This is a genomic window from Pseudonocardia sp. Ae505_Ps2 (genome assembly GCF_001932425.1).
GTDB lineage: Bacteria > Actinomycetota > Actinomycetes > Mycobacteriales > Pseudonocardiaceae > Pseudonocardia.
This window is the reverse complement of sequence record NZ_MCIP01000001.1, coordinates 3287300-3310604: the sequence shown is the minus strand read 5'-3', so window position 1 is coordinate 3310604 and position 23305 is coordinate 3287300. Positions and strand designations below refer to the sequence as shown.

Genomic DNA, 23305 nt, shown 5'->3' with positions numbered 1-23305 from the left:
TCAGCGGTTCCCGACCACCCGTTCCGGCGCCACGAGCACCGCCGCCCGCCGCTGCTCGGCCATCACCCGGTCGTACTCGGCCCAGTCGTCGTGGGTGCCGCCGCAGGCGACGAACACGTCCCGGAGAAGCTGCGGGACGTCGACGCCGTCGCGCGGGTCGTCCGGCCCGATGATCTCCGAGTTGCCCTCGACGGCCACCCAGCGCCACCCGGCCCGCCAGTGCAGCGACGTCGCGGGTCGCGCGCGCAACGCCGTCAGCTTGACGGGGCCGTAGGTGACGTAGGCGGCCACCGGGGTGCCGGTCACGGGGTGGTCGAGCACACCCGCGTTGACCAGCGAGGTGTGCGGGCGTCCGTCGGCGCGGACGACCGCGACGGTGCACAGCCCGGAGTCCTCGGCGACGATCCGCCGTACCGCGTCCAGATCCATGCGACCAGTGAGGTGTTCTCAGTAGCGGGTTGATCATGTCGTGCGGTCGTACTCGGTGTGGAGTAGTACGAGCGCAGCTGCGGTGATCGCGCCGGTGCGCCAGGGACATAGCGTGACTCGCCGCAACGCGGCGAAGGTGGTCTTGAGCAGGGCGTTTCCGCGTTCGGCCAGAGCACGAAGGGCTGAGTGCAGGGTGTTGACGGTGCGCTGGTTGACCGTCTGCCCGCGGCCGGGGGCGAGTTTGATGGGCACGGTGAGCCGGTCGGCTTCGCCTTCGTAGCCGAGGTCGCCCAGCGCGGCGTGGGTGTCGTCGGTGAACGCGGCCAGGCCCTCGAGCAGCCCGGGGTGGGTACGGGCGCAGCGGGTGTCGTGCTCGCGGCCCGGCCGCACGTCGCTGGTCCATAGCGGCCATCCATCAGGTGCGGTGAGGACCTGGATGTTCCCGCCGTGGCGGCGGTGCTTGCCCGACCACCACAGGTCGACCCCGGGGGTGAGGCCGAGCGCGCGGCACCGGTCGGTGGCGATCAGGGTGCCGTCGAGATTCACGTGGGTGTGCCCGGCTGTGCGGGCGGCGAGCAGGGCTCCGTGCAGGCCGGGTGCGGCCGCGGCGAGGACGTCGATGCCTTCGTGCAGGTAACGGTAGGCCGTTGCAGTGCTGATCGCGTTGTCACCGGCCGAACATCGGACCCGGGTAGCATCACAGAACCAGCGGATCACCAGCACTGCCTGGGCGAACGGGGTCAACGCCCGCCGCCGGGTGCCACGTCGACGGCGTTGAAGGACCAGGAGCCGCGCCAGATAGGCCACGGTGCGCTCCCCGATCGGGAGGACAGCGGTGTAGGTGACAGGATCAGACATGCAGGACCTCGGTGACGGTGTCGATCTGTGCTGGACCGAACCGATCTACCGGGGTCCTGCCCCGTTCCCGCTCATCTCACCACCCTCGGCGTGTCGCCACGACCTGCCACCCCGCTACTGAGAACACCTCAGTGTGGCCGCTCAGCGCCAGCCGAGCTTCTCGGTGCACGCGGGCCAGGCCTTCCAGCCCTGCTCGTCCTGCACCTTCTTCGCGATCTCGATCTGCTGGGCCTTGGTCGCCTGCTCGGCGCTCGGGGCGTACTTCCGGCCGCCGAACTCCTTCCAGGTCGACGGCGTGAACTGCAGTCCGCCCTTGAACCCGTTGCCGGTGTCGGCGTCCCAGTTCCCGGTGCTCTCGCAGTGCGCGAGCTTGTCCCAGGTGGCGGTCCGCTCGACCGACGGCGCGGCCGACGACGTCGACTCGGCCGCCGCCGCGGTCCCGACGACGCCCAGTGGAGCCGCCGCCACCGCGGCGAACGCGCTGATCCGGGCGACCTTCCGGCCGGTCTCGGTGGGCTTGCGGTGTCGTCCAGCCATCGTCGTTCCTCTACCTCGGGGAGCAGGTGCCGCCCGGGCCGGAGTGCGGGGAGGGCCCGGAGCGGCCGACACCGTAACCACGCCGAGACCACTCGTCACAACCCGTGACACCCGCCGACGCGGAGTAGGCGACGAGTGGTCGCCCGGCCGCGTTCACCGACGGACGGGGTAACGCATACCCGTCGGGCCGTCCGCCGATCAGCTGCCGCGGGTCGGCGCGGGGACCGGTTCGCCCGTCGCGGGAACGGGGACGCGACGGCCCAGCACCGCCGCGACGACGGCGAGCACCGCGACGACGCCGCCGTACACCAGCGCCGTGGGCCGCAGCTCCCCCAGCGTCGCGGCGACGCCCGCGACCATCGCCGGCACCGAGAACGCCAGGTAGGCCAGCGTGTAGAGGGCCGCGAAGAGCTCGCCGCGCTCGTGCGGGGCGGCGAGCGTGGACATCGTCCCGAACGTGGCGTAGGCGGCCGAGCCGAAACCCAGCCCGGCGACGACCGCGCCGACGGCGGCGAGCGCGAGCACTCCGGTGAGCACCCCGGCCAGTGTGACGACGGTACCGGCGGCGAGCAGCCAGGCCGCCGGGACGAGCAGCGTCACGGGGACGCGCCCGCGCAGCGCGAAGGCCGTCACCGCGCCGGTCCCGACGAGCGCGACGACGGTGAGCCCGCCGACCAGGTGGTCGCGCACGCCGAACACCTGCGCGACCACCGAGCCCCCGAGCGAGAGGTAGAGCCCGGCGAGCGCCCAGCTCGCCAGCAGGATCGGCACGATCACGGCGAACCCGGACCGCACCCGCGGCGGCACCCCGACCCGCGGGCGCAGCGACGCGAGCGCCCCCGGCCGACGGTCGATGGTCTCCGGGATCAGGGCGACCAGCACGGCGGCCAGGACCAGGCCGGCGAGCAGCAGCGCCCAGACCAGGCGGGTCGGCGCGGGCGCGTACTCGACGAGCAGGCCGCAGCCCAGCGCCCCGACGGCGAGACCGGACAGCGGCGCGGTGCCGTTGACCACGCCGGCGCGCTCGGGCCGGTCACCGCGAGCGGCGAGATCGACCAGCGTCGCGGGCAGCGTCGCCGTCGCCGCGCCGGTCGCGACGCCCTGGACGACGCGCGCGACCAGGAGCCAGCCGACACCGTCGGCCAGCAGGAACAGCACCAGGGACACGGCCTCCAGCGCGATCGCACCGAGCAGCACCGGCTTGCGCCCGATGTGGTCCGACAGCGACCCGGCGACGAGCAGGGCGGCGATCAGCGCGAGGACGTAGACCGCGAACACCGTGGTCAGCGTGAACTCGCTGAAGGCGAAGCTCTCCTGGTACACGACGTAGAGCGGGGACGGCGCGGACGACGCGGCGAGGAACCAGACGAACGTCGCGGCGACGACGGCGAACGCCACCGGCGGGGACAGGCGGGGCACGGTGCTCCTCGGGTCGGACGGCCTTCTGAGCATCCGCAACGACCGGCCCGGGACCCGCATTCCCCCGACCTCCCCGGCGCCCCCGCTCCCCCGTCCCACCCCGCCCAGCACGACGACGCCGCGGGCTCGGCGCGCGAGGAGGGGCGGGTGCGGGGGTGGGTCAGGCCAGAGCGGTGCGCAGGGCGGCGCCCGCCTCGTCGAGCAGGGCACGGCTGTCGTCGACCGCGGCGCCGAACTGCAGGAACCCGTGGATCATGCCCGGCGACTCGCGCAGCTCCGCCTTCACCCCCGCGGCGTTCAGCGCCGCGGCGTAGGCAGCACCCTGGTCGCGGAGCGGGTCGAACTCCGCGGTGACGACCAGCGCGGGCGGCAGCCCGGACAGGTCGGTGGCGCGGGCCGGAGACATCCGCGGGTCGCGCAGGTCCTTCTCGTCGGTGAGGTAGTGGCCCATGAACCACTCCATCATGGCCCGGGTCAGCAGCGGACCCTGTGCGTTCTCGGTCATCGACGGGCTCTCGTCGGCGCCGTCGACGGCCGGATAGACCAGCAGCTGGAACCGCAGGTCGGGACCGTGGTCGCGAGCGTGCTGGGCGACGACCGCCGACAGGTTCCCGCCCGCGGAGTCGCCGCCGACGGCGATGCGGGACGGGTCGCCGTCGAACTCCGCGGCGTGGGCGTGCACCCAGTCCAGGGCGGCGACGGCGTCGTCGACGGCCGCGGGGAACCGGTGCTCGGGCGCGAGCCGGTAGTCGACCGAGACGACGACGGCGCCGGACCGGTTGGCCAGCGACCGGCACACCGGGTCGTGGCTGTCGAGGTCGCCGATCACCCAGCCGCCGCCGTGGTAGAAGACCAGGATCGGGAACGGGCCGGTGCCCTCGGGCGTGTAGATGCGGACCGGTACGTCACCGGCGCGGTCGTCGCGGACCGCCGCGACCGGCTCGGGCGGGCCGGACACCGCGGCCATCCCCCGGAGCATGGCCCGGTTCTGCTCGACGGTCATGGTCTCCGGCGGGTCACCGCCCTGCTGGGCCAGGAGCGTCAGGAGGGCTTCCACCTGCGGGTGCAGCGGCACGGTCGGTACTCCTTCTACGTCGTCCCACGAGTGGCGGGGTCCTACGGGGCGGCGGACCCCACTCGACCATCCTGCACCCGCCGGGCACCGACGGCGTGGACGACGACGGCCGCCCCGGCGAGCAGCACCGCCACCGCGGGCACGGCGGGCCGCAGGTGCTCCAGCAGGAGCCCGCCCGCGACGGCCCCGAGCACCAGCGCGCCGAGCTGGCGCAGCGCCGACCACCGCCGCCCGTCGCCGGTGACCAGGTCGGCGACCGCACCGGTCAGGGTGCCGGTCATGTAGGTCGTGGACTCCCCGAGCAGCCGGGCGACGCTGCTCTGTCCACCCATCGCGACCGCGGCCCCGGCCAGCAGCGGCAGCGTCGCGGCGGGCGCGAGCAGCCACGCGACGGCGAGTGCGATCAGCACGACCAGCTCGGCCAGCAGCGGCGCGGACACCGCATCCCGCTGCCACCGCCGGTGCAGCGACCACAGACCGACCCCGGCGACGAAGCCCGCCACCGCGACCGCCGGTGGGAGCAGCTCGACCGGGTCGGCGACGGCGACGGCATGCCCCGCCGTCACGAGGTTGCCGGTGACGACGCCGGCGAAGGCGCCACCCAGGGCGACCACCGCCCAGACGTCCACCACCCCGGCGCAGGCGGCCAGCAACGCGAGGACGATCGCACGGTTCACCGGATGATCCTCCCGCGGCGGCCACCGGAGGTGGCACGCTGGGCGGGTGCAGCTGCGTGCCACCTCCGTTCCGGCCGGGCTGCTCCGCGTGCGCTACGAGGTCACCGCCGACGGCCGGGCCGTGACCGGGTGGAGCGCACGTGCCTGGCAGGCCCACCGGGACCTCGTCATCGACGGGCACCCCTACGCGCTGCGCTCGGAGGGGATCGCCCGGTTCGCGCTGGAGGGCGACGTCCGCGCCCGCATCCAGCGCTCGGTCGACCATCCGGACGGGCCGCTGTCGCGCCCTCGGTGGTCGGTCGAGGTCGGCGACCTGGCCTACCGGCTCAGCGGCTCGGGGGTCGGGCACCGGTTCGCGCTGCTCACCACGGCCGACGCGGTCAACGAGGCGGGCCGGGTGTGGCGGGCCGGCGCGCTGCGGCCGCGTTACGGCGCGGACCTGCCCGATGCGCTGCCGCTGCCGGTCGGGGTGTTCGTGCTGTGGGCGGCGATGGCGATCTGGCGGGCGACGGTCACCGCGGCCGCGACGGCGGTGCGGTGACCCACCGCAGACCTCACGCAGCAGATCTCACGGTCCCGGCCTCACGCAGCGGGCCTCACGCCTGCGGACGCACGACGGCCCCGGACGCCGTGGTGGGGACGTCCGGGGCCGGTGTGGTGGGTGCTGCTCAGACCTCGCCGCGGTAGCCGGCCGCCTGGGCCTGCCACATCCAGCGGGCCTCCTCCAGCGCGCGGCCCAGCTCGATGAGCAGGTCCTCCGTGAGCGGGTCGGCCTTGCCGGCCTGCTCGATCCGCGGACGCAGCCGGTCGACGACGGCGTCGACGGTCGCCGAGATGGTCAGCACCGTGTCCTGGTCGGACACGTAGCCCGCCGGGTACTCCGGCAGCCCGGTGTCGCGGCCGACCGTCCTCGCGCGACCGTCGGGGGCGACGCCGATGGCGGCGGCACGCTCGGCGACCGAGTCGCCGTGCTCGCGCGCGAGGGCGACGAGCTCGTCGAGGTGCAGGTGGATGTCACGGAACTGCTTGCCGACGAGGTTCCAGTGCGCCTGCTTGGCGACCAGGGACAGGTCGACGAGGTCGACGAGGGTCTCCTGCAGCACGCGGCCGGTGATGTCGGTGGCGCCGCCGTCGAGCGGGCTGGTGATCGGGGTGGCCATGGTGCTCACCGCTCCTTCCGATGTCGGTTCGGGACGTACCGGGAGTGCCCCGACCGTGGGGCGCCCACACCCGTTCGTGATCCGTCCGACAACCGGTGAGGCATGCCTGACCTGGGGAGAGTCGAGCCTACGAGCGCGCCGCGTGGGTAGTCCGAGCAGCGGCGCGCCGCCGCCGTGTGCTCACCCCGCGGCCCGGGCCAGCTCGACGGCCCGCGCCAGGGTGGTGAGTCGTTCGTCGAGCGTCTCGCCGGCGGGGTAGAGCCGGACGGTGTCGACGCCGGCGGCGGCCCAGTCCCGCAGCCGCGCGCCGGTCCGCTCGTGGGTACCGACCAGCGTCGTCCCCAGCACCATCTCGTCGGTCACCAGGGCCGCGGCGCCGGCCCGGTCCCCGCGCTGCCAGGCGGCGCGGACGGCGTCGGCGCGCTCGCCCCAGCCCTGGCGCCGGTAGGCGTCGTAGTAGAAGTTCCGCTCGGCGGTGCCCATCCCGCCGAGGCTGAACGCGATGCCGGGACGGCGGGCGTCGACCATCGCCGCCTGCTCGGCCTCGTCGGCGGCGAAGGCGACCTCGGCGCCCTGGCAGACCTCGATCGCGGACCGGGCCCGCCCGGCCGCGCGCAGACCGGTGTCGAGGTGGGCGAGGTAGGCCTCGGCGCCCTCCGGGACGAAGCTCGTGCCCAGCCAGCCGTCGGCGACCCGCCCGGTGAGCTCCAACATCCGCGGGGACAGCGCCGCGACGAACACCGGCAGGTCCGGCACGGGCGTCGTCGACAGCCGCATCGGGCGGCCCTCGCCGCCGGGCAGCGGGATCGCGACGGTCTCGCCGTCGTAGTCGATGCGCTCCCCCGCGCAGGCGGCCCGGACCACCTCGATCGTCTCGCGCAGCCGGGTGAGCGGGCGCGCGAACGGCACCCCGTGCAGGCCCTCGATCACCTGCGGGCCGGACGCTCCGAGGCCGAGCAGGAACCGGCCCTGCGACATGTCGTGCAGGGTCAGCGCCGCCTGGGCGACCGCGACCGGCGAGCGGGTGCCGACCTGGATCACCCCGGAGCCGAGCCGGATCCGCTCGGTGCGGGCGGCCAGGTAGCCCAGCGCCGACGGCGCGTCCGACCCCCACGCCTCGGCGACCCAGCAGTCGTCGAGACCGAGCCGTTCGGCCTCGACGACGAACTCGACGGTCTCGCGCCAGTCGCCGCCGGAGGCCTCCACCGTCGTGGCGGTCCTCATCGGGCGTCCCGGACGAGCCCGACCGGGCCGTGCGCGGGCACGTCCCCGGCCGCGAGCACCGCCGACGCCATCGGCGCCAGCAGCGCGGCGAGCTCGGCGGTCCGGTCCGCGCCGAGGGCGGCCCACGGGCGGGCGGCGGCCCGGTCGGTGAGCCGTTCGATCTCGTCGTGCTCGTGCGCGACCGCGGCGGTGAGCGCACCGGTGGCGTCGACCCAGCCGCGGGCACGCAGGTCCTGCGCACCGGCCGCCCAGGTCTCGGGGTCGAACCCGCGGGCGGTGCGCAGCCACTCGCCGTCGGTCTCCCCGGCGGCGATCTTGAGGTGGTGCGCGGCGACCGGGCCGATGCCCCGCGCGACCAGGACGGCGACGTGGCCGTCCCCGCGGTGCTCGCGCAGCGTCGTCGTCGCCTGCCAGAGGGTCTCGAGGTCGCCGTCGGGCCGGGGCAGTGCGGCGTTCGCGGCGGCGAGGACGCGGCCGTCGACGTCGACCTCCCCGGCGGCCGCCCAGGCCAGCTCCGCGGCCCGGCGCAGCGCGGCCGGGTCGGCGGCCGGGCCGGCACCGTCGAGACCGGACCGGCGCAGTGCGGCGGCGGCACCGGCGAGGCGGGCCGCGAGCGCCGCGGCCGGGGTGCCGAGCGACCAGACCGCGGGCAGTGCGCGGGCGACCATCGACCGGTGGAATCCGTGGAACGCGGCCGTCACGGGTGCCGCGCCCACCGGCCCCAGTGGCGCGGCACGCATCGCGAAGTAGCCACGCCAGAACCCGCGGAACCCGGCGGCCCCGGCGGCGGCCTGCGCCTCGGGGGCGAAGTAGACGACGTCGTGGACCGGCTCGAGCTCGGCCCAGAGCGCCCGGGTGGACGGCACCGCGCCGTCGGAGGTGGTCACCGGCGCAACGCTAGTACGGGGTGGCCGCACGCGGTCCCGGCGCGCGGCCACCCCGGTGGCTCTCCTGCTCGGCGGTCAGGAGAGGTGGTGCCGCTCCTGCAGCCCGTAGACGGGGGTGTCGATGCCCGCCGCCCGCGCCGTGAGCTGCAGCGCCAGGTACAGCGAGTAGAACCGGCTCTGGTGCAGGTTCCCGCCGTGGAACCACAGGTTCTGCTGCTGGGTGGGCTTCCACATGTTGCGCTGCTCGCCCTCCCAGGGACCGGGGTCCTTGGTCGTGTCCGAGCCCAGGCCCCACACCTTGCCCACCGTGTCCGCGACGTCCTGGCCGACGATGTCGGCGGCGAGGCCGTTCATCGACCGGTAGCCGGTCGCAAACACGACGAGGTCGGCGTCGAGCTCGGTGCCGTCGGCGAGCTTCACGCCCTTCTCGGTGAACTCCTGCATCTGGCCGCGGACCAGCTTCACCTTGCCGTCGGCGACGAGCTCGGCGGCACCCACGTCGATGTAGTAGCCCGAGCCACGGCGCAGGTACTTCATGAACAGACCGGAGTCGTCGTCGCCGAAGTCGAGGTCGAAGCCCGCCTTCTCCAGCTTGGCGTAGAACTCGGCGTCGATCTCGCGGACCTTGTCGTAGTTCGGCTTCTCGAACTGGTTCATGATGCGGTACGGCAACGACGCGAAGATCATGTCCGCGGTGTGGGTGTCGACGCCGTTCGCGACCGCTTCCTCGGAGTAGAGGCCCTTGAGGCAGTACTCCAGCAGCGACTCGGACCGGATGATGTGGGTCGAGGAGCGCTGCACCATCGTGACGTCGGCGCCGACCTCCCACAGCGACCCGCAGATGTCGAAGGCGGAGTTGTTCGAGCCGATGACCACGACCTTCTTGCCCCGGTAGGCGTCCGGGCCGGGGTGCTGGGACGAGTGCTGCACCTCGCCGCGGAACTGCTCCTGCCCGGGGAAGTCGGGGATGTTCGGCTTGCCGGAGACGCCGAGCGCGATCACGAGCTGGCGCGGGCGCAGGGTGATCTGCTCGCCCGCCCTGTCGACGACGACGCGCCAGCGACCGGACGCCTCGTCGAACTCGGCGCTGTTCGCGGTGGTGGAGCCCCAGTAGTTCAGCTCCATGATCCGCGTGTAGAACTCCAGCCAGTCGCCGATCTTGTCCTTCGGCGCGAACACCGGCCAGTTGTCCGGGAACTTCAGGTACGGCAGGTGGTCGTACCAGACCGGGTCGTGCAGGGCGAGGCTCTTGTAGCGCTTGCGCCAGGAGTCGCCGGGCCGCTCGTTGCGCTCGACGATGATCGTGTCGACACCGAGCTGGCGCAGCCGGGCGCCCAGCGCGATGCCGCCCTGCCCGCCGCCGATGATCACGACCTCGGGGTCGCGGGTGTGGCCCAGCTCGGCCAGCTCGGCGTCGCGGCGTTCCTTCCAGGTGACCCGGGCGGGGTTGGCGCCGTGTTCGGTGCCGAGCGGCCGGTTCTCCCCGCGGGGCTCCTCGTGGCCTTTCAGCTCGTCGAGGGTGGTGAGCAGGGTCCACGCCTTCCCGTCGACGATGCGGACGTGCCCGGAGCCGCGCCCGACGGCGGTCTCGAACGTGAACCACCCCTCGGTGACGCCGCCGGCCTCGGTCGGCTCGGCGGAGAGCGCCCAGTGCGACGGGTCGGTCGGGTCCAGGGTGTGGGTCAGCAGGTCACGGATGCCGTCGTGGTGCTCGACGGTCTTCAGGTTCCAGGTGAACGCGACCAGGTCGCGCCAGTAGCTCTCGTCGGCGAACAGCCCGACGGCGCGGTCGATGTCGCGGGCGGACAGGGCGTCGGCGAAGGCGGTGAGCCAGCCCTCCGCGGTCGTGCGTGCCGCCGTCTTCTCCTGCGTGGTCGTCACGGGCACCTCCAGCGAGCGGTTCGCCACGACCGTGGCGGCGCTCGCCGTCCAGCCGCGGTCGTCGGGGCAACGACCGGAGTGAACACCACCCGCGTGACCCACGACACCGGTTGCGGGGAGGTTGCAACCGCCGCGGCATGGGGGCTCGCCGCCCCCGGCCCGGCACACGCTCCCCGTGTGCCGGGCCGCCCCTCGCCTCAGACCTGGTCGGGCCGCGACGGGGTCCGCTCACCCGCCTCCACCGGCACGTCCAGGGTGTTCCCGGCCGGCGGCAGCGGGCAGGTGGCGTACGCGGTGAACGCGCAGGGCAGGTTCACCACCCGGTTCAGGTCGAGGCGCAGGGTCCCGTCCGGGGCGGGGTCGTCGGCGCGCAGGATGCGCCCGCCGCCGTAGGTGGTGTCCCCGGAGGTGGCGTCGCGGAAGTGCAGGGACAGGCCCCCGTCCTTGCCCGCCAGCGCCACCAGTCGCTGCGGGCGGCCCGCCCAGGTGAAGGCGACCTCGCCGACCGCGGTCGGGAAGTGCTGCAGGCCGGCGACGACGGCGTCCACGGTGACGGTGCGCGGCGCGTCGTAGGGGGTGAACACCGCGTCGACGACCGCGGCCGGGTCGTAACCCCAGGCCGGGACACCGGTGAAGGCGGTCCGGGTGACCGCCCTCGGGTCGCGCACGCGCAGCGCGTAGGAGTCGGTGCGCCGCGCGATCTCGACGACCCGCTCCCCCACGGTGACCATCACCCCGGGTGCGCCGTCCACCGGGTGCAGGTGCGCCGTGCCGTCGAGCGGCGCGTCGGTGCCGGGCAGGACGACGCCGTCGGCCGCCTCGGCGGTGACCGCGACCGCGTCCGGGCCGGCGACCCGCCAGGTGCCGGGCAGCCCCGGCAGCCCGCCCTCGCCGTCGTCGAGCCAGTGCAGGGCGGTCAGCGACAGCCAGCCGTGCGGCTCGGCCAGGGTCCGCTCGCGGTCGGCGCGCCAGGTGTCGTACGCGGCGCGCTCGGTGCTCTCGGTCGTCGCGGAGGTCCAGGTGCTCGTCATGTGGGGGCAACACCGGCTCCGGCCGTGGCTGTTCCCGCTCGGGGCCCGGCTCAGTGCACCCGGCGGCGCACCGACTCCGGGTCGGGACGGGTCAGCACGACCACCCCGGCCAGCGCGACCAGCACCCCGGCCAGCGCCGCGCCCTCCCAGCCCGGCCGGATCCGGTCGCCGAGCAGCGCGAGCCCGACGACGCCCGGCACCACGACCTCGGTCACCGACAGCACCGCCGTCGCCGGGCCGACGGCGCCGTCCTGCAGGGCACGGGCGAAGGCCAGCACCCCGAGCACACCCATCGCGACGACGCCGTACACCAGCGGGTCGAGCAGCAGGCTGCCCGCGGTCTCCCAGCGCAGGGGCCCGGGGTGGATGGCCCGCACGGCCAGCGCGGTACCGCCGAACCCGAGCCCGGCCAGCAGCGCCAGCAGCATCGGCCGGCCGGCACGCCACACCAACGGTGCGGCGGCGAGGATCAGCACGAACGACACCAGCAGGACCGGGGTGGCCACGGGGGGCAACGCGTCCGGACGGTCCGGCTCGGCGCTCGCGGCCACCACGACCAGGCCTGCGAGCACCGCCAGGACGGCCCACCGGTCGCGCCGGATCAGGTTCCACGGGTTCCAGCCGTGGTCGGCCAGCGTGGTCAGCGCGATGGCGCCGGCGAGGATCGACTGGACCGCGAAGACCGGCAGGTACCGCAGTGCGACCACGGTGAGCACCCAGGCCAGGATGTCGGCGAACAGCCCGGCCAGGAACCACGGCTGCAGCCACACCGGCCGCCCGTACTTCGCCAGCCGGCTCCCGCGGGCCTCCCAGAGGGCGGCGACGGTGTTGCCGGCCATGGCGGCCGCGGCCGCGAGCAGGGCGAGGAGTGTGGTCATGTCCCGGCCATCCTGCCTGCCGAGCCGGTGGCCCGCTCCGGACACGCCGATCCGTGGCCGTGGGTGTGGCCGGCCCGCCGGGCGTGCACACTCGGGCCATGCGCATGCGGTTCGGCCCGGACTCCGACGACGAGTTCCACGCGGCCGCCCAGGAACTGCTCGACGGGTTCGCGGCGTGGCTCACCGAGAACGAGGTGGACGCCGAGCCGATGTCGGCGGAGCTGTTGCTGCAGTACAAGTGGCTGGCGGCGGACGGTGACCTCGCGGACTGGCCCCTGGAGCACGTCGAGACCTTCCTCGACGGCTGGTGCCCGCACGTCGTGCTGGAGCACCGGCTGCCGGTGCGTCTGGTGCCCGCGAGCGTCGCGGCGTTCATCGAGTACCTCGACGAACGGGGGCTGCTCGCCCCGGGCGGGCCGCGGCCGTCGCAGGTGCGGCGGCTGTGCGGGGAGTACGTACAGGAGTACGAGGAGCTGGAGGCCGGAGCCGGGTCCCCGCTGCTGACCGAGCTGGGCGACGACCCGGACCCGGTGCGGATCCCCTCGCCCGCCGACCGGGCGGCGTCCGCGGCGCAGGCCCGGATCCTGCACGACGCCCGCGCGCTGGCCGCCTGGTGCGGCGACCGCGGCAGGCCGCTGACCGCGACCGGCAACCTGCGGCTGGCCGACGCGCGGGAGCTGGTGGACCTGCTCGGCACCGGTGACGAGCCGGACCGCTACGGCCGCCTCGACCGCTCCACCCGGCTGCGGACGCTCACCTGGGTGCTGGAGACCAGCGTGCGCGCGGGCGCGGTGCGCCGGGAGAAGGGCAGGCTGGTGGCCGTGCCACGGTTCGCCGGGCTCGACGACACCACGGCCCACGAGGACCTCGTGCTGGCCGCCCGCGACGTGGGGGCGCTCTCGACCGGCTGGCCGCGTGCCGTCGTCGACGACGGGACGGACCCCGACCGCCCGGCCGGCTCGTCGGCCCACCCGTCGCTGCCCGCACCGCTCGAGGACGTGGTCCTCGGGTTCGACGACGAGGCCCCGGTGCCGGGGGCCGGGATCGACGACGAGGCCCCGGTGCCGGGGGCCGGGATCGACGACGAGACGATCGAGGCGCTGCTCGGCGCCGGGGACGGCCCGCCCTCGGAGGACGCGACCCCGGCCCTGCTGTTCCTGCTGCGCCACGTCGAGGACGGCGTCGACCACGACGACCTGTGCCACGCCCTGGACGTGCTGCTCGACTGGACCGAGGAGCAGCCCGGCGACACCGGTGTCGCCGAGGGCCGGGCGCAGCTGCTGCTGGAGCAGCTGGAGCGGCTCGGCGTCGTCGCCTGGACCGGCTCGCGGACCGAGCCCGACGACCTGGTCGGCCAGGTGCGGGTCGGCGGGATCGTGCAGCTGACTCCCGGTGGGGTCGCCTGCGCGCTGCTGCTGCTCGCCGCCGAGGACCTGCACTACCCGACCCGCCCGGACCCGGCGGTCGCCTCGGCCGCGGAGATCGTCGAGCTGGCCGGGGAGGTCGCGCCGGACGAGTGGCGCCGCGACATCGACGCCTGGCACGCCGCGCAGCCCGACCCGGCCCGCGCGGTCGCGGACTTCGTGGCCGCCGCGCTCGCGCCGGGACAGTCGCTGCTGGTCGCGCTCACCGCGACCGGGGTGGCCGCGGACCGGTTCGGCGCCGACACCGTCGACACCCTGCTGCGCGAGCACCTCGACGGCCCGCACCGCGGGATGGTGGCCCGCCGGCTCGTCGCGCGCGGGGAGCTGGACCCCGACGCCGTCGAGCCGGAGCTCCTGCTGGTCGCCTCGGTCGACGTGCTGGCCGTCGCGCTGGACACCGTCGACGCCGAGGACTGGCCGGACGCGTTCGCCGCCGAGTTCCCGCCCGAGTCCCTCGACGTGTTCGACATGCTGTGGCAGCTCGACCATCCCCGGGTCGGCGACGTGCTCGCCGCGCTGGGCGAGCACCACCCCGACGCCGCGGTGGCGAAGGCCGCCCGGCGGGCCCGCGAGCGCTGGCGCAGCCGGACCGGGGGCGCCTGAGACACCACACCGAGCCCTCGCCGTCGGCCCGGCCGCATGCGAACATGTGTTCGTGCGCGGCCTGGCCACCATCCTGCATGCCGACCTGGACTCGTTCTACGCGTCGGTCGAGCAGCGCGACGACCCGCGGCTGCGCGGGCGACCGGTGATCGTGGGCGGCGGTGTCGTGCTGGCGGCCAGCTACCAGGCGAAGGCCTACGGCGTGCGGACCGCGATGAACGGGCGCCAGGCGCGGGCACTGTGCCCGCAGGCGGTCGTCGTGCCGCCGCGGATGGCGGCCTACTCCGAGGCGAGCCGCGCGGTGTTCGCGCTGTTCCGCGACACGACCCCGGAGGTCGAGGGGCTGTCCATCGACGAGGCGTTCCTGGAGGTCGGCGGGCTGTTGAGGATCGCGGGGACCCCCCGGGAGATCGCGACGCGGCTGCGCGAGCGGGTGGCCGGGGAGGCGGGTCTGCCGATCAGCGTCGGCGTGGCCCGCACGAAGTTCCTCGCGAAGGTGGCCAGCGGGGCGTCGAAGCCCGACGGGTTGCTGGTCGTCGACCCCGACCGGGAACGGGAGTTCCTGCACCCGCTGCCGGTGCGCAGCCTGTGGGGCGTCGGCGCGGTGACCGCGGCCCGGCTCCACGAGGTCGGGGTCCGGACCGTCGCCGACGTCGCGTCGCTGGGCGAGGCGGCGCTGGTCTCCTACCTGGGACCCGCCGCGGGCCGCCACCTGCACGCCCTGGCCCACCTGCAGGACCCCCGGCCGGTGGACACCCACCGGACCCGCCGGTCGATCGGGTCGCAGCGGGCCCTGGGCCGGCGCCCGCGCACCGACGCCGAGCTCGACGGCATCCTGGCCTCGACCGTCGACCGGCTGGCCCGGCGACTTCGCGCCCCCCGCGGCTCCGACCGCGACGAGCAGGACGGGACCCCGGACCCGTTCGACGCCGCCGGGCCGGGCGACGACCCGGACGATCCGGCGGGCACCGGCGCGATCGGCACCCCCGCCGGCGGCCGGGTCTGCCGCACCGTCGTGCTGAGGGTGCGGTTCGGCGACTACGCCCGCATCACGCGCTCGCACACCCTGCCGGTCGCCACTGCCCACACTCCGACGATCCTGTCCGCGGCACGACGACTGCTCGTCGACGCGCTGCCCGAGATCCACCGCCGCGGGATCACCCTGCTCGGCCTGTCGCTGACCAACCTCGACCGCGACGACGCCCTGCAGCTGGAGCTGCCGCTCGACGCGCACGCCGGACCCGCCCTGGACACCGCGCTCGACGCCGTCCGGAGCCGGTTCGGATCGGCCTCGGTCGGCCGCGCCAGCCGCCTCGGCCACGACGAGGGCCTGCAGGTGCCGCTCCTGCCCGAGCACGAATGACCGTCAACTCAATGTTGACGGATCGCCTGCGTCAACTTACAGTTGACGCATGGGAACTCCGACGCCTCCGGGCACCACCGTCCGTCTCGACGACCTCATCCGAGCCATCACCGCCATCCACCAGGACCCCCTGGAGCAGCTGTCCGACGCAGTACTCGCCGGCGACCACCTCGGTGAGGTGGCCGACCACCTGATCGGCCACTTCGTGGACCAGGCGCGCCGTTCCGGCGCCTCCTGGACCGAGATCGGCCGCAGCATGGGGGTGTCCAAGCAGGCCGCGCAGAAGCGGTTCGTGCCGCGTGCCGACCCCAGGACCGACATGGCGGGCGGCTTCGAGCGCTTCACCCCGCGGGCGCGGGCCGTCGTCGTCGCCGCCCAGGAGGCGGCCCGTGCGGCCGGCAACGACCGGATCACGCCGGAGCACCTGCTCCTCGGCGTGCTCTCCGAGACCCGTGGGCTCGCGGTGCTGCTGCTGACCGGGCTCGGCACCGACACCGCGGCGCTGGGCGAGGCCGCCACCGCAGCGCTGCCCGCCCCCGCGGACACCCTCCCCGCCCTCATCCCGTTCGACCCGGACACGAAGAAGACCCTGGAGCTGACGTTCCGCCACGCGCTGCGGCTGGGACACAACTACGTCGGCACCGAGCACGTCCTGCTCGCGCTGCTGGAGACCGAGGACGGCGACGGCGTCCTGTCCGCGGCCGGTGTCGAAGCCGCCCGCGTCGAGGAGTCCCTGGCCCAGGCACTCGCCGCGATGGAGGACCCCGAGACACCGTGACTCCTCGGCAGTTCGTCCGCCGCCACGCCCCGCGGACCTGACCGGTCAGGACGCCAGCTCGATGCTCCCCCGCACCGACTCCGGTGCCCCGTCCGATCCCGCGGCGACGACGATGCGGTCCCCGTCCGGGGTCCCGCCGACCCAGACGTCCGCGCCGGCGAAGGCCGGTGCGGTGAGGCGGTACTCGAAGCCGCGGACGAACGCCGTCGGGCGGTGGCGTCGCGCGATCTCCAGGCCGAGCAGCGCGAACAGCGGGCCGTGCACGACCAGCCCGGGATAGCCCTCCACCTCGGTGACGTAGGGCAGGTCGTAGTGGATGCGGTGGGTGTTGTAGGTCAGCGCCGACATGCGGAACAGGAGCTCCGGGCCGGTCGGCACGGTGAATCCCCACTCGTGCTCCGGACGCGGCGCCGGGTCCGGGGCGGTGATCCCGCGCCCGGTGCCCGCGGGCTGCGAGCGGTAGACGATGTCCTGCTCCTCGACGCAGAGGAGCGTGTCACCGCGGTGGAACTCCGCGCGGGTGGTCACGAAGGCCATCTGCCCGCTGCGGCCCTGCTTCACGCGGACCGGGCCGAGCTCCTGGCGGCGGGTCACCGGTTCACCGACCCGCCACGGCGCGTGCCAGGTCAGGCGGCCGCCGGCGACCATGCGTCGCCGGTCCGGGATCGGCGGCAGGAAGCGACCCTCGCCGGGGTGCCCGTCGTCGCCGAGCGCGGACGTCGGCGGGGTGTCGAGGAAGGCGAACCAGTGCCACAGCGGCGGGAGCGGGTCGCCCTCGGCGGCGACCGGGTCGAGGTCCAGCAGGCCGGAGAACGCGGCGACCGACCACGCGGACACCGCGTCGGTGCCGACGAGCGGCTCCGGCGCCCAGCCCTCGACCGCCGCGGCCAGGTCCACGGCCCCGTCCGGCGACCCGGCGGCCGGCCCGGTCACGAGGCCACCTCGTAGCGGGTGTGCTGCAGGATCGTCCACGCGACCAGGGCCGGGTTGTCGACCATCGGCACGTGCCCGACCCCCGGCAGCACGACGAACTCCGCGCCGGGCACGGCGTCCATCATGGGGCGCCCGTAACGGCTGTAGGGGATCGTGCGGTCCGAGCCCGACCACGCGATCCGGACCGGGCAGGGCAGCTCCTCGAACGGTGCCATCGCGTTGTCCATCCGCGCGGCGGACAGCAGCGGGTCGAGCACCGTGCAGCCGAGGAAGTCCGCGAACAGCTCGGCGACCTCCTCGGGGGTGAAGCGGTCGGTGCGCTCGGACAGCGCGCGCAGCATCAGCCGGCGGATCAGACCGCACGAGGCGAGCGCCCGGACCGGCGCCCACCCGGCGAGCATCGCGCCGATCCGGAAGCTCGCGAGCAACCGGTACAGGTCGGCGGGCATCTCCCAGGTCCCGGCCGGGGACAGCGCCACGACCGACCGGGCGCGCCCGCGGCGGGCCAGCTCCAGCGCGACCCAGCCGCCGAGGGAGTTCCCCACGACGTGCGGGCGCTCGGGCACGCCGAGCCCGTCGAGCTGGTCGAGCAGCGCGTCGACCAGCAGGTCGATGCTGAACTCGCCCTCGGGCATCGGGGGGCCGTTCAGGTGGCCGGGCATGGTGACCGCCCAGACCTCGTGGTGCTCCTCGAGCATCGCCAGCACCGGCTTCCAGGCCCGCCACGACGACGTCACCCCGTGCAGCAGCAGCAACGGCTCGCCGGACCCGCCGACGTGGACGGCGCTCACGCCACCACCACCGGCTCGGCCGACCCCGGGTGCAGGGCGAGGACCTCGGAGAACCCCTCGGCCAGGCAGCGCGCGAACGTGTCGCGGTCGGTGATGGCGGCGGCGTCGATGTTCGCCCCGACGCAGCAGAGCTCGCCGTGCGTGACGACGGTGATCATCGCCGCGCAGCCGGGCAGCGGCGCGAACGGGTAGACCCGATCGATCCGTGCCCCGCACAGGAACGCCTCCGCCCGCAGGCCCGGCACGTTCGAGGCCTGCAGGTCGTTGCCCTGGGTCGACCCGCCCGCCACCAGCGTCAGCAGCGGTCCGGGCAGCCGGGCCAGCAGCGGGGCGACGACGTCCGGGCTCTCCAGCGCGGGCTCCTCGTGGGCCGCACGCATCTGCTCACCGACCGCCCGCAGCCGGGCGGCCGGGTCGGCGATGCCCATCGGGCCGCGCAGCCGGGCCGGCGCCCACCGGTTGCCGCCGTCGGCGTCCCCGGGTCGGCGCACCGACACCGGAACCGAGGTGCGCAGGACGGCGTCGCCGGGGACCGGGTGGCCCATCTCCTCGTGGTAGCGGCGGAAGGCGCCGAGCAGCGAGGCCACGTAGGCGTCGTTGAACGAGCCGCCGACCGTCTTCGCGGCCGCCCGCAGGTCGGGGAAGGAGACGTCGAGCGCGACGAACCGCCACGACGTCCCGCGCGGGCGCAGCAGCTCCGACCCGGTGCCCGGCGGCGGCGACAGCACCCGCAGCGCGGACTCCAGGTAGCGCGCGCTGTCGCGGGCCGCGGAGAGCGGGTGGGTCAGCGCGCCGACGACGTCGCGCGCGGCGCGCACCGTCGCCGGGACGATGCCGGCCTCACGGCGCACCAGCCGGTCGACCTCGGCCAGCGGGTCGGGCGTCTCGGTGGCGGGTGCGGGGGGCTGCGGCTTCTCCTCGTCGTGCTCCCGCTTGCGGCTGTGCAGCTGCGACAGCAGCTGGACCACACCCATCCCGTCGGTGAGCACGTGGTGCAGCTTCAGCAGGAACGCGGCGCGACCGCCCGGGAGACCTTCGACGAGGGTCGCTTCCCACAGCGGCCGCTCCCGGTCGAACGGCGTCATCATGAACTGCTCGGCGATCGAGGACAGCTCCGGCCAGAAGTCGGGTCCCGCGCCGGGGATGCGCACCCGGCGCAGGTGGTAGTGCAGGTCGAACTCGACGTCGTGGATCCAGTAGGGCGTGCCCAGCCCGCCGAGCGGCTCGCGGATCCGCTCGCGGAAGCGCGGCACCATCCGCGTCGCCCAGTCGACGGCGGCCACGAGCCGGTCCCAGTCCGGCCGGATGTCGAGCAGCTCGACCGCGAGGACCGGCGAGCGGAACCGGGGGTCGTCGGCCTCCGCACGCCACATCATCGTCTCGAACGACGAGATCTCGCGGACCGAACCCCACGCCAGCGGAGTGTCACTCATGCCGGGTCCTCCTGGGTGCGTCCGTCCTGCGCGATCCGCCGCTCGGGCCAGGCCGCGAGCGTGTCGAGGAACTGGTCGCGGACCTGGTCGGCGTACTTCCCGACGTCCTCCGGCACCCACGACGAGGTGTCCACCGGCGGGAGCACCGCGACCTGCACGGTGCCACCGCGCATCGTCTGTGCACCCCGCCACATGATCTCGCCGGCATTGCGGATGACCACCGGGACGATCGGGACACCGGCCTGGATCGCGATGTGGAACGCGCCCTTCTTGAACGGGCCGAGCCGCGGCGTCGCCGAGCGCGTCCCCTCCGGCGCGATGGCCAGCGAGACCCCTTCGTCGCGGAGCTTCTCCACGGCGGGGCGCAGCGCCTCGCGGGCGGCGGTGGAGTTGCCGCGGTCGACGAACGCGACGTCGGCCGCCCAGAACAGCTGGCCCCACACCGGGATCTGTGCGGCCTCCTTCTTCGCGACGCCGGTGAAGTTCTCGCGGAGGAGCTTCATCATCAGCGGCACGTCGAACTTGGACTGGTGGTTGAACACGAACACGCACGGGCGCGCCGAGTGCAGGTGCTCCGCGCCGCTGACCTCGACGTCGATACCGGCCAGCCCGAACGCGACGTCGGACCCCACCCCGGCGGCCATGTCCACGAAGCGTCGCCGCGAGCCGTGCAGCAGACCCGCGCCTGCCGCGGTCGCGAGACCACCCAGCAGGCCGCCGTAGAACACCGCGGTCCGCGCGAGGTCGGCGACGCTCGGGAACAGCCCGCCCCGCGGTGCGCAGTCGAGCACCGGCCAGCCCCGCTCCACCGCGAGCCGGCGCAGCGAGTCGGTCGGCGAGACGGCCACCGCGTGCCCGACGGCGGAGAGGAACTCCGCGTCCTCGGTGCCGTTGGCGTAGCCGAAGCAGTCCGCGAGGTCGACGCCGTGCGCCGCGGCGTCGGCCCGCACCGCGTCGGCCTTGCCGGTCCCCCACAGCGAGGTCCCGGCGACGCGGCCGGTCAGCACGCCGTCGCGCACCTCCAGCTCGGTGCACAGTGCGCGGTCCGCGCCCAGCTCCTCGGCCATCGGCTGCACCTGGAACCGGGTCGCCGAGGACGCCATCACGACCTGGTGGCCCTGCTCCCGGTGCGCGGCGACGAGCTCCCACACCTCCGGGTGCAGCGCGGCCGCGATCTCGTCGCGGAACAGGGTCCGGCCCAGCGCGAGCAGCTCGTCCTCGCTACGGCCCTTCCAGGTCGCGAGGGTGATCGCGAGGAACTCCTTGAAGTCGTCGTCGGTGCGGATTCCACGCATGCCCGAGAGCACCGTTCGCACCATCTCGACCGGGCCGACGTCGAACTCACGCAGCCGTCGGCGGTAGAACGCGCCCGCCGAGTAGCCGTCGATGACGGTGCCGTCGTAGTCGAAGTAGGCGATCGTGCCCGGTCCGGGCTCGGCCTCCTGGATGGCCCGGATCCTGGCCCGGGTGTCCCCGTCCCGCGCACCGTCAGCTGGCGACACCCGAGTCCCCTTCCGCACGCTGTTGCGCCCCGGCCGGCGGGACGACGGCGCCCGCGGCGGCGGAGGCCGCGACCGTCGTCGTCTCGCCGGAACCGAGGACCACCTCGAGGCGGGCGCGCTGCAGCTCGCCCAGCCGTCCCAGATCGTGGATGACCGCGGTGACCTCCGTCAGCCAGGCGGCGCGCCGGTCGGCCAGCGGCGCACCGGCCGCGCCGGACTCCGGCTCGGCGAGCAGGTCGCGGTTGTCGGCCTGGCGCACGGCGGTGGCGTACAGCTCACGCGACACCGAGTCGGCGCGGTCGACCCGCTGCTGGAGCAGCATCTGGCGGCCGACGCCCAGGCAGTCCTCCAGGAACTCCTTCTCGTCGGTCATCGGCTCCTCGCCGAGCGCGACGAGCCGGTCCGCGACGACGAGCTGGGCGTCGAAGAACGAGCGCAGCACACCCGGCGCGACCAGCAGCGGCGCCTGCCGCAGCGCACCGCGGACGTCGGCCGGGTCCGCCGCGCGGGTCCGCCACTGCGGGTCGACGAGGTCGAGCTCGCCGATGATCTCGGCGCGGAACTCGCGGCGGGTGGAGAAGAAGAACTCGAACTTCAGCAGGTCCCGGAGCCGGGCCAGCTCCCGCCATGCGACCTCGACGATGTCCTCGTCCGGGTCGGCGTCGCCCACCCGCAGCAGCGCGATCTCCAGCATGGCCCGGTTGAGCAGGTGGTGCAGCGCGCCGTTGCGGTAGACGGCGGCCACGTGGTGGCGGCCGGTGCTGATGGCGAAGACGGGCTCGGTGCCGCCGTCGTAGATCGTGACGACACCGGCCTCGGCGAGCCGGTCGAGGGTCATCCGCAGGCCGTGCCGGGTCCGCAGCTCGGCGATCGGCACCGGGATGCCGCGGGCCTCCAGGTAGTCCGCCAACGGCGCGACGACCTCCCGGACCTGCTGCAGGGTCAGTGCCCGGTCCTGCGCCCAGAGCAGCGCGAAGGTCGCCAGCGAGGTCGCGGTGGCCGGGGTGACCCGGTTGATGCCGGCGCACACCCGGAACGCGACCTTCTCCAGCTGGGCCCGGCCCGGCCCGGCGTCGGCCAGCGCCTGGCGCAGCGCGAACGGCTCGGCGAAGCGCACCCGGGCGGTGCCGATGTGGCGGCGCTGGTCCCGGAAGTAGCCGAGCAGCCAGCCCAGGCCCTCGGCCTTCTTCGCCGCCCCACGCTGCTCGGCGGCCATCGCACCGACCTCGTGCAGCTGGTCGTAGACGATCGACACCGGCACCAGGATCGCGTCGAGCTCGGGGCGCTCCTCCAGCGCGGACACCAGGTACCGCAGCAGCCCGATGCGGGGCTTGCGCAGCTTGCCGGTGCGGCTGCGGCCGCCCTCGATGTACCACTCCAGGTTGAAGCGCTTCGCGAGCAGATGCCCCAGGTACTCCTGGATCGCGGCCTTGTAGATCGTGTCCCCGCCGAAGGTGCGCCGGATGAACACGATCCCGGCCCGGCGGCCCAGCGCCCCCATCGGCCAGAACGACAGGTTGTTGCCGCCGAGCACGTGGTTGCGCGGGAAGTCGCGGTCGTGCAGCACCTCGGCGAACAGCAGCGGGTCGGCGTAGGACCGGTGGCTGGGCAGGAAGACCAGTGCGTGCTCCTTGTTGAGCTCCCGCAGCCGCTCCAGCCCGGACTCGTCGACCTGCACGTCCCAGGCCTTGGAGTGCATCGGGCCCATCATCGCCCGGAACACGTCGATCGCCGGCGGGCTCTGCACCGCGGCCATCTCGTGCAGGCAGGACTCCAGGCGCTGCTCGACCTCGGCGGCCGGGGTGCCCGTCTGCCGGGCGAGCCGGTCGACCAGCGCCGCGAACCGCGACGAGGAGGTGATCTGCTCGACCATCCGGCGCGGCACCTTGTAGCGGTCGCCGAGGATCCGCCGCTCCGCCCGGTCGCAGGCCAGCACGGCCTGGCGGGCGACGAAGCGGGTGAAGCCGTTGCTGCCGGGCCGCCCGCTCTCCTGGGCGACGAACCGCGACACCAGGTCGGCGACGGTCGCGGCCTCCCCCACGACGACCCGCGCCGCGTCCGGGCGGTGCCGGGCCATCGAGGGGTGCAGCGGCGACCAGGCCATCCGCATGACGGCCGAGGTCGCGAGGCCGGTGAGCTTGCCGACCGCGCCGCTGTCCTCCGGCTCGGGGGTCACCCAGGCCACGCGGGCGGGGACGATCACGGTGTCGTCGCCGTGCAGGGCCTCCCCCAGGGCGGAGGGCACCTCGCCGTTCGGCCCGATCCCGACGACCCTCGCGCCCGGGTGGTGCTCCTCGGCCCAGCGCCGCAGGATGCCGCGCTCGGTGTGCGACCGGGCCTGGGTCACGACGACCTCGCGTCCGCCGGTGAGGTCGTCGGTCGTCATGGAGCCCCCCGTCGCATGCCCCGCCGCGGTGCGGCG

21 protein-coding genes are annotated in these 23305 nt (G+C 74.7%); 4 read left to right on the top strand and 17 right to left on the bottom strand.

The annotated features are described in order from the left end of the window. From Ae505Ps2_RS15830 to Ae505Ps2_RS15805, 6 genes are all read right to left on the bottom strand, one after another. Entirely contained in the window at positions 1 to 429 is a 429-nt protein-coding gene (locus Ae505Ps2_RS15830; RefSeq protein ID WP_075307193.1) for a pyridoxamine 5'-phosphate oxidase family protein, read from the bottom strand. 33 nt (positions 430 to 462) lie between these two features. Further along, a complete protein-coding gene (locus Ae505Ps2_RS15825) occupies positions 463 to 1287 on the bottom strand; it encodes a transposase family protein (RefSeq protein ID WP_075553319.1) in 825 nt (274 codons plus the stop codon). A 141-nt stretch (positions 1288 to 1428) separates the two neighbouring features. Further along, positions 1429 to 1824 carry a transglycosylase family protein gene (locus Ae505Ps2_RS15820; RefSeq protein ID WP_020622404.1) on the bottom strand — a complete coding sequence of 132 codons (396 nt, stop codon included), beginning with the start codon at positions 1822 to 1824 and terminating at the stop codon, positions 1429 to 1431. Positions 1825 to 2022: 198 nt separating this feature from the next. Further along, a complete protein-coding gene (locus tag Ae505Ps2_RS15815; protein WP_233147593.1) occupies positions 2023 to 3243 on the bottom strand; it encodes an MFS transporter in 1221 nt (406 codons plus the stop codon). 160 nt (positions 3244 to 3403) lie between these two features. After that, complete coding sequence (locus Ae505Ps2_RS15810; RefSeq protein ID WP_020622406.1) at positions 3404 to 4318, bottom strand: alpha/beta hydrolase; 915 nt, start codon at positions 4316 to 4318, stop codon at positions 3404 to 3406. Between the two features lie 41 nt (positions 4319 to 4359). Continuing rightward, positions 4360 to 4995: a YoaK family protein gene (locus tag Ae505Ps2_RS15805; protein WP_075307195.1), complete on the bottom strand. Its 636-nt coding sequence runs from the start codon at positions 4993 to 4995 to the stop codon at positions 4360 to 4362. Positions 4996 to 5041: 46 nt separating this feature from the next. Here Ae505Ps2_RS15805 and Ae505Ps2_RS15800 point away from each other — a divergent pair, with 46 nt between their 5' ends. Continuing rightward, positions 5042 to 5536 carry a hypothetical protein gene (locus Ae505Ps2_RS15800; protein ID WP_075307197.1) on the top strand — a complete coding sequence of 165 codons (495 nt, stop codon included), beginning with the start codon at positions 5042 to 5044 and terminating at the stop codon, positions 5534 to 5536. Between the two features lie 127 nt (positions 5537 to 5663). On the opposite strand, the gene Ae505Ps2_RS15795 is transcribed toward Ae505Ps2_RS15800, so the two are convergent. The 6 genes from Ae505Ps2_RS15795 to Ae505Ps2_RS15770 form a co-directional block, all read right to left on the bottom strand. Further along, a complete protein-coding gene (locus tag Ae505Ps2_RS15795; protein WP_075554248.1) occupies positions 5664 to 6155 on the bottom strand; it encodes a DNA starvation/stationary phase protection protein in 492 nt (163 codons plus the stop codon). Positions 6156 to 6335: 180 nt separating this feature from the next. After that, entirely contained in the window at positions 6336 to 7379 is a 1044-nt protein-coding gene (locus Ae505Ps2_RS15790; protein ID WP_075307199.1) for an LLM class flavin-dependent oxidoreductase, read from the bottom strand. Continuing rightward, a complete protein-coding gene (locus Ae505Ps2_RS15785; RefSeq protein WP_249265282.1) occupies positions 7376 to 8266 on the bottom strand; it encodes a hypothetical protein in 891 nt (296 codons plus the stop codon). The genes Ae505Ps2_RS15790 and Ae505Ps2_RS15785 overlap by 4 nt, the downstream gene beginning before the upstream one ends. 75 nt (positions 8267 to 8341) lie before the next feature. Next, positions 8342 to 10147 (bottom strand): NAD(P)/FAD-dependent oxidoreductase, encoded by a 1806-nt coding sequence (locus Ae505Ps2_RS15780; RefSeq protein WP_139318763.1) that lies wholly within the window; start codon positions 10145 to 10147, stop codon positions 8342 to 8344. Positions 10148 to 10344: 197 nt separating this feature from the next. Then, on the bottom strand, positions 10345 to 11178 hold the full coding sequence (locus tag Ae505Ps2_RS15775; protein WP_075307203.1) for a DUF1684 domain-containing protein: 834 nt from the start codon (positions 11176 to 11178) through the stop codon (positions 10345 to 10347). A 50-nt stretch (positions 11179 to 11228) separates the two neighbouring features. Next, entirely contained in the window at positions 11229 to 12056 is an 828-nt protein-coding gene (locus Ae505Ps2_RS15770) for a hypothetical protein (RefSeq protein WP_075333586.1), read from the bottom strand. A gap of 98 nt (positions 12057 to 12154) precedes the next feature. Here Ae505Ps2_RS15770 and Ae505Ps2_RS31240 point away from each other — a divergent pair, with 98 nt between their 5' ends. The 3 genes from Ae505Ps2_RS31240 to Ae505Ps2_RS15755 are packed head-to-tail and all read left to right on the top strand — an operon-like array spanning position 12155 to position 16224. Then, positions 12155 to 14083, top strand: coding sequence for a hypothetical protein (locus Ae505Ps2_RS31240; protein ID WP_139320177.1), 1929 nt, complete (start codon positions 12155 to 12157; stop codon positions 14081 to 14083). A gap of 46 nt (positions 14084 to 14129) precedes the next feature. Next, complete coding sequence (dinB, locus tag Ae505Ps2_RS15760) at positions 14130 to 15446, top strand: DNA polymerase IV (RefSeq protein WP_075553741.1); 1317 nt, start codon at positions 14130 to 14132, stop codon at positions 15444 to 15446. A 49-nt stretch (positions 15447 to 15495) separates the two neighbouring features. Further along, entirely contained in the window at positions 15496 to 16224 is a 729-nt protein-coding gene (locus Ae505Ps2_RS15755) for a Clp protease N-terminal domain-containing protein (RefSeq protein WP_075333588.1), read from the top strand. A gap of 45 nt (positions 16225 to 16269) precedes the next feature. On the opposite strand, the gene Ae505Ps2_RS15750 is transcribed toward Ae505Ps2_RS15755, so the two are convergent. Genes Ae505Ps2_RS15750 through Ae505Ps2_RS15730 form a run of 5 tightly spaced genes read right to left on the bottom strand, consistent with a single transcriptional unit; the run spans position 16270 to position 23269 of the window. Beyond that, on the bottom strand, positions 16270 to 17157 hold the full coding sequence (locus Ae505Ps2_RS15750; RefSeq protein ID WP_083695774.1) for a MaoC family dehydratase N-terminal domain-containing protein: 888 nt from the start codon (positions 17155 to 17157) through the stop codon (positions 16270 to 16272). Beyond that, the gene (locus tag Ae505Ps2_RS15745) at positions 17154 to 17948 is read right to left on the bottom strand and encodes an alpha/beta fold hydrolase (RefSeq protein WP_075307211.1); all 795 of its coding nucleotides are present in this window, start codon (positions 17946 to 17948) and stop codon (positions 17154 to 17156) included. Before Ae505Ps2_RS15745 ends, Ae505Ps2_RS15750 begins: the two co-directional genes overlap by 4 nt. Further along, a complete protein-coding gene (locus Ae505Ps2_RS15740; protein ID WP_075307213.1) occupies positions 17945 to 19381 on the bottom strand; it encodes a wax ester/triacylglycerol synthase domain-containing protein in 1437 nt (478 codons plus the stop codon). Before Ae505Ps2_RS15740 ends, Ae505Ps2_RS15745 begins: the two co-directional genes overlap by 4 nt. Then, positions 19378 to 20883 (bottom strand): HAD-IB family hydrolase, encoded by a 1506-nt coding sequence (locus Ae505Ps2_RS15735; RefSeq protein ID WP_075307216.1) that lies wholly within the window; start codon positions 20881 to 20883, stop codon positions 19378 to 19380. The genes Ae505Ps2_RS15740 and Ae505Ps2_RS15735 overlap by 4 nt, the downstream gene beginning before the upstream one ends. After that, positions 20870 to 23269 (bottom strand): glycerol-3-phosphate 1-O-acyltransferase, encoded by a 2400-nt coding sequence (locus Ae505Ps2_RS15730; protein WP_075553740.1) that lies wholly within the window; start codon positions 23267 to 23269, stop codon positions 20870 to 20872. The genes Ae505Ps2_RS15735 and Ae505Ps2_RS15730 overlap by 14 nt, the downstream gene beginning before the upstream one ends. Positions 23270 to 23305 lie beyond the last annotated feature (36 nt).

Coding starts and splice junctions, on each gene's coding strand:
- Ae505Ps2_RS15830 (WP_075307193.1), bottom strand. CDS start 429: ATGGATCTGGACGCGGTACGGCGGATCGTCGCCGAGGACTCCGGGCTG.
- Ae505Ps2_RS15825 (WP_075553319.1), bottom strand. CDS start 1,287: ATGTCTGATCCTGTCACCTACACCGCTGTCCTCCCGATCGGGGAGCGC.
- Ae505Ps2_RS15820 (WP_020622404.1), bottom strand. CDS start 1,824: ATGGCTGGACGACACCGCAAGCCCACCGAGACCGGCCGGAAGGTCGCC.
- Ae505Ps2_RS15795 (WP_075554248.1), bottom strand. CDS start 6,155: ATGGCCACCCCGATCACCAGCCCGCTCGACGGCGGCGCCACCGACATC.
- Ae505Ps2_RS15790 (WP_075307199.1), bottom strand. CDS start 7,379: ATGAGGACCGCCACGACGGTGGAGGCCTCCGGCGGCGACTGGCGCGAG.
- Ae505Ps2_RS15775 (WP_075307203.1), bottom strand. CDS start 11,178: ATGACGAGCACCTGGACCTCCGCGACGACCGAGAGCACCGAGCGCGCC.
- Ae505Ps2_RS15770 (WP_075333586.1), bottom strand. CDS start 12,056: ATGACCACACTCCTCGCCCTGCTCGCGGCCGCGGCCGCCATGGCCGGC.
- Ae505Ps2_RS31240 (WP_139320177.1), top strand. CDS start 12,155: ATGCGCATGCGGTTCGGCCCGGACTCCGACGACGAGTTCCACGCGGCC.
- Ae505Ps2_RS15755 (WP_075333588.1), top strand. CDS start 15,496: ATGGGAACTCCGACGCCTCCGGGCACCACCGTCCGTCTCGACGACCTC.
- Ae505Ps2_RS15740 (WP_075307213.1), bottom strand. CDS start 19,381: ATGAGTGACACTCCGCTGGCGTGGGGTTCGGTCCGCGAGATCTCGTCG.
- Ae505Ps2_RS15730 (WP_075553740.1), bottom strand. CDS start 23,269: ATGACGACCGACGACCTCACCGGCGGACGCGAGGTCGTCGTGACCCAG.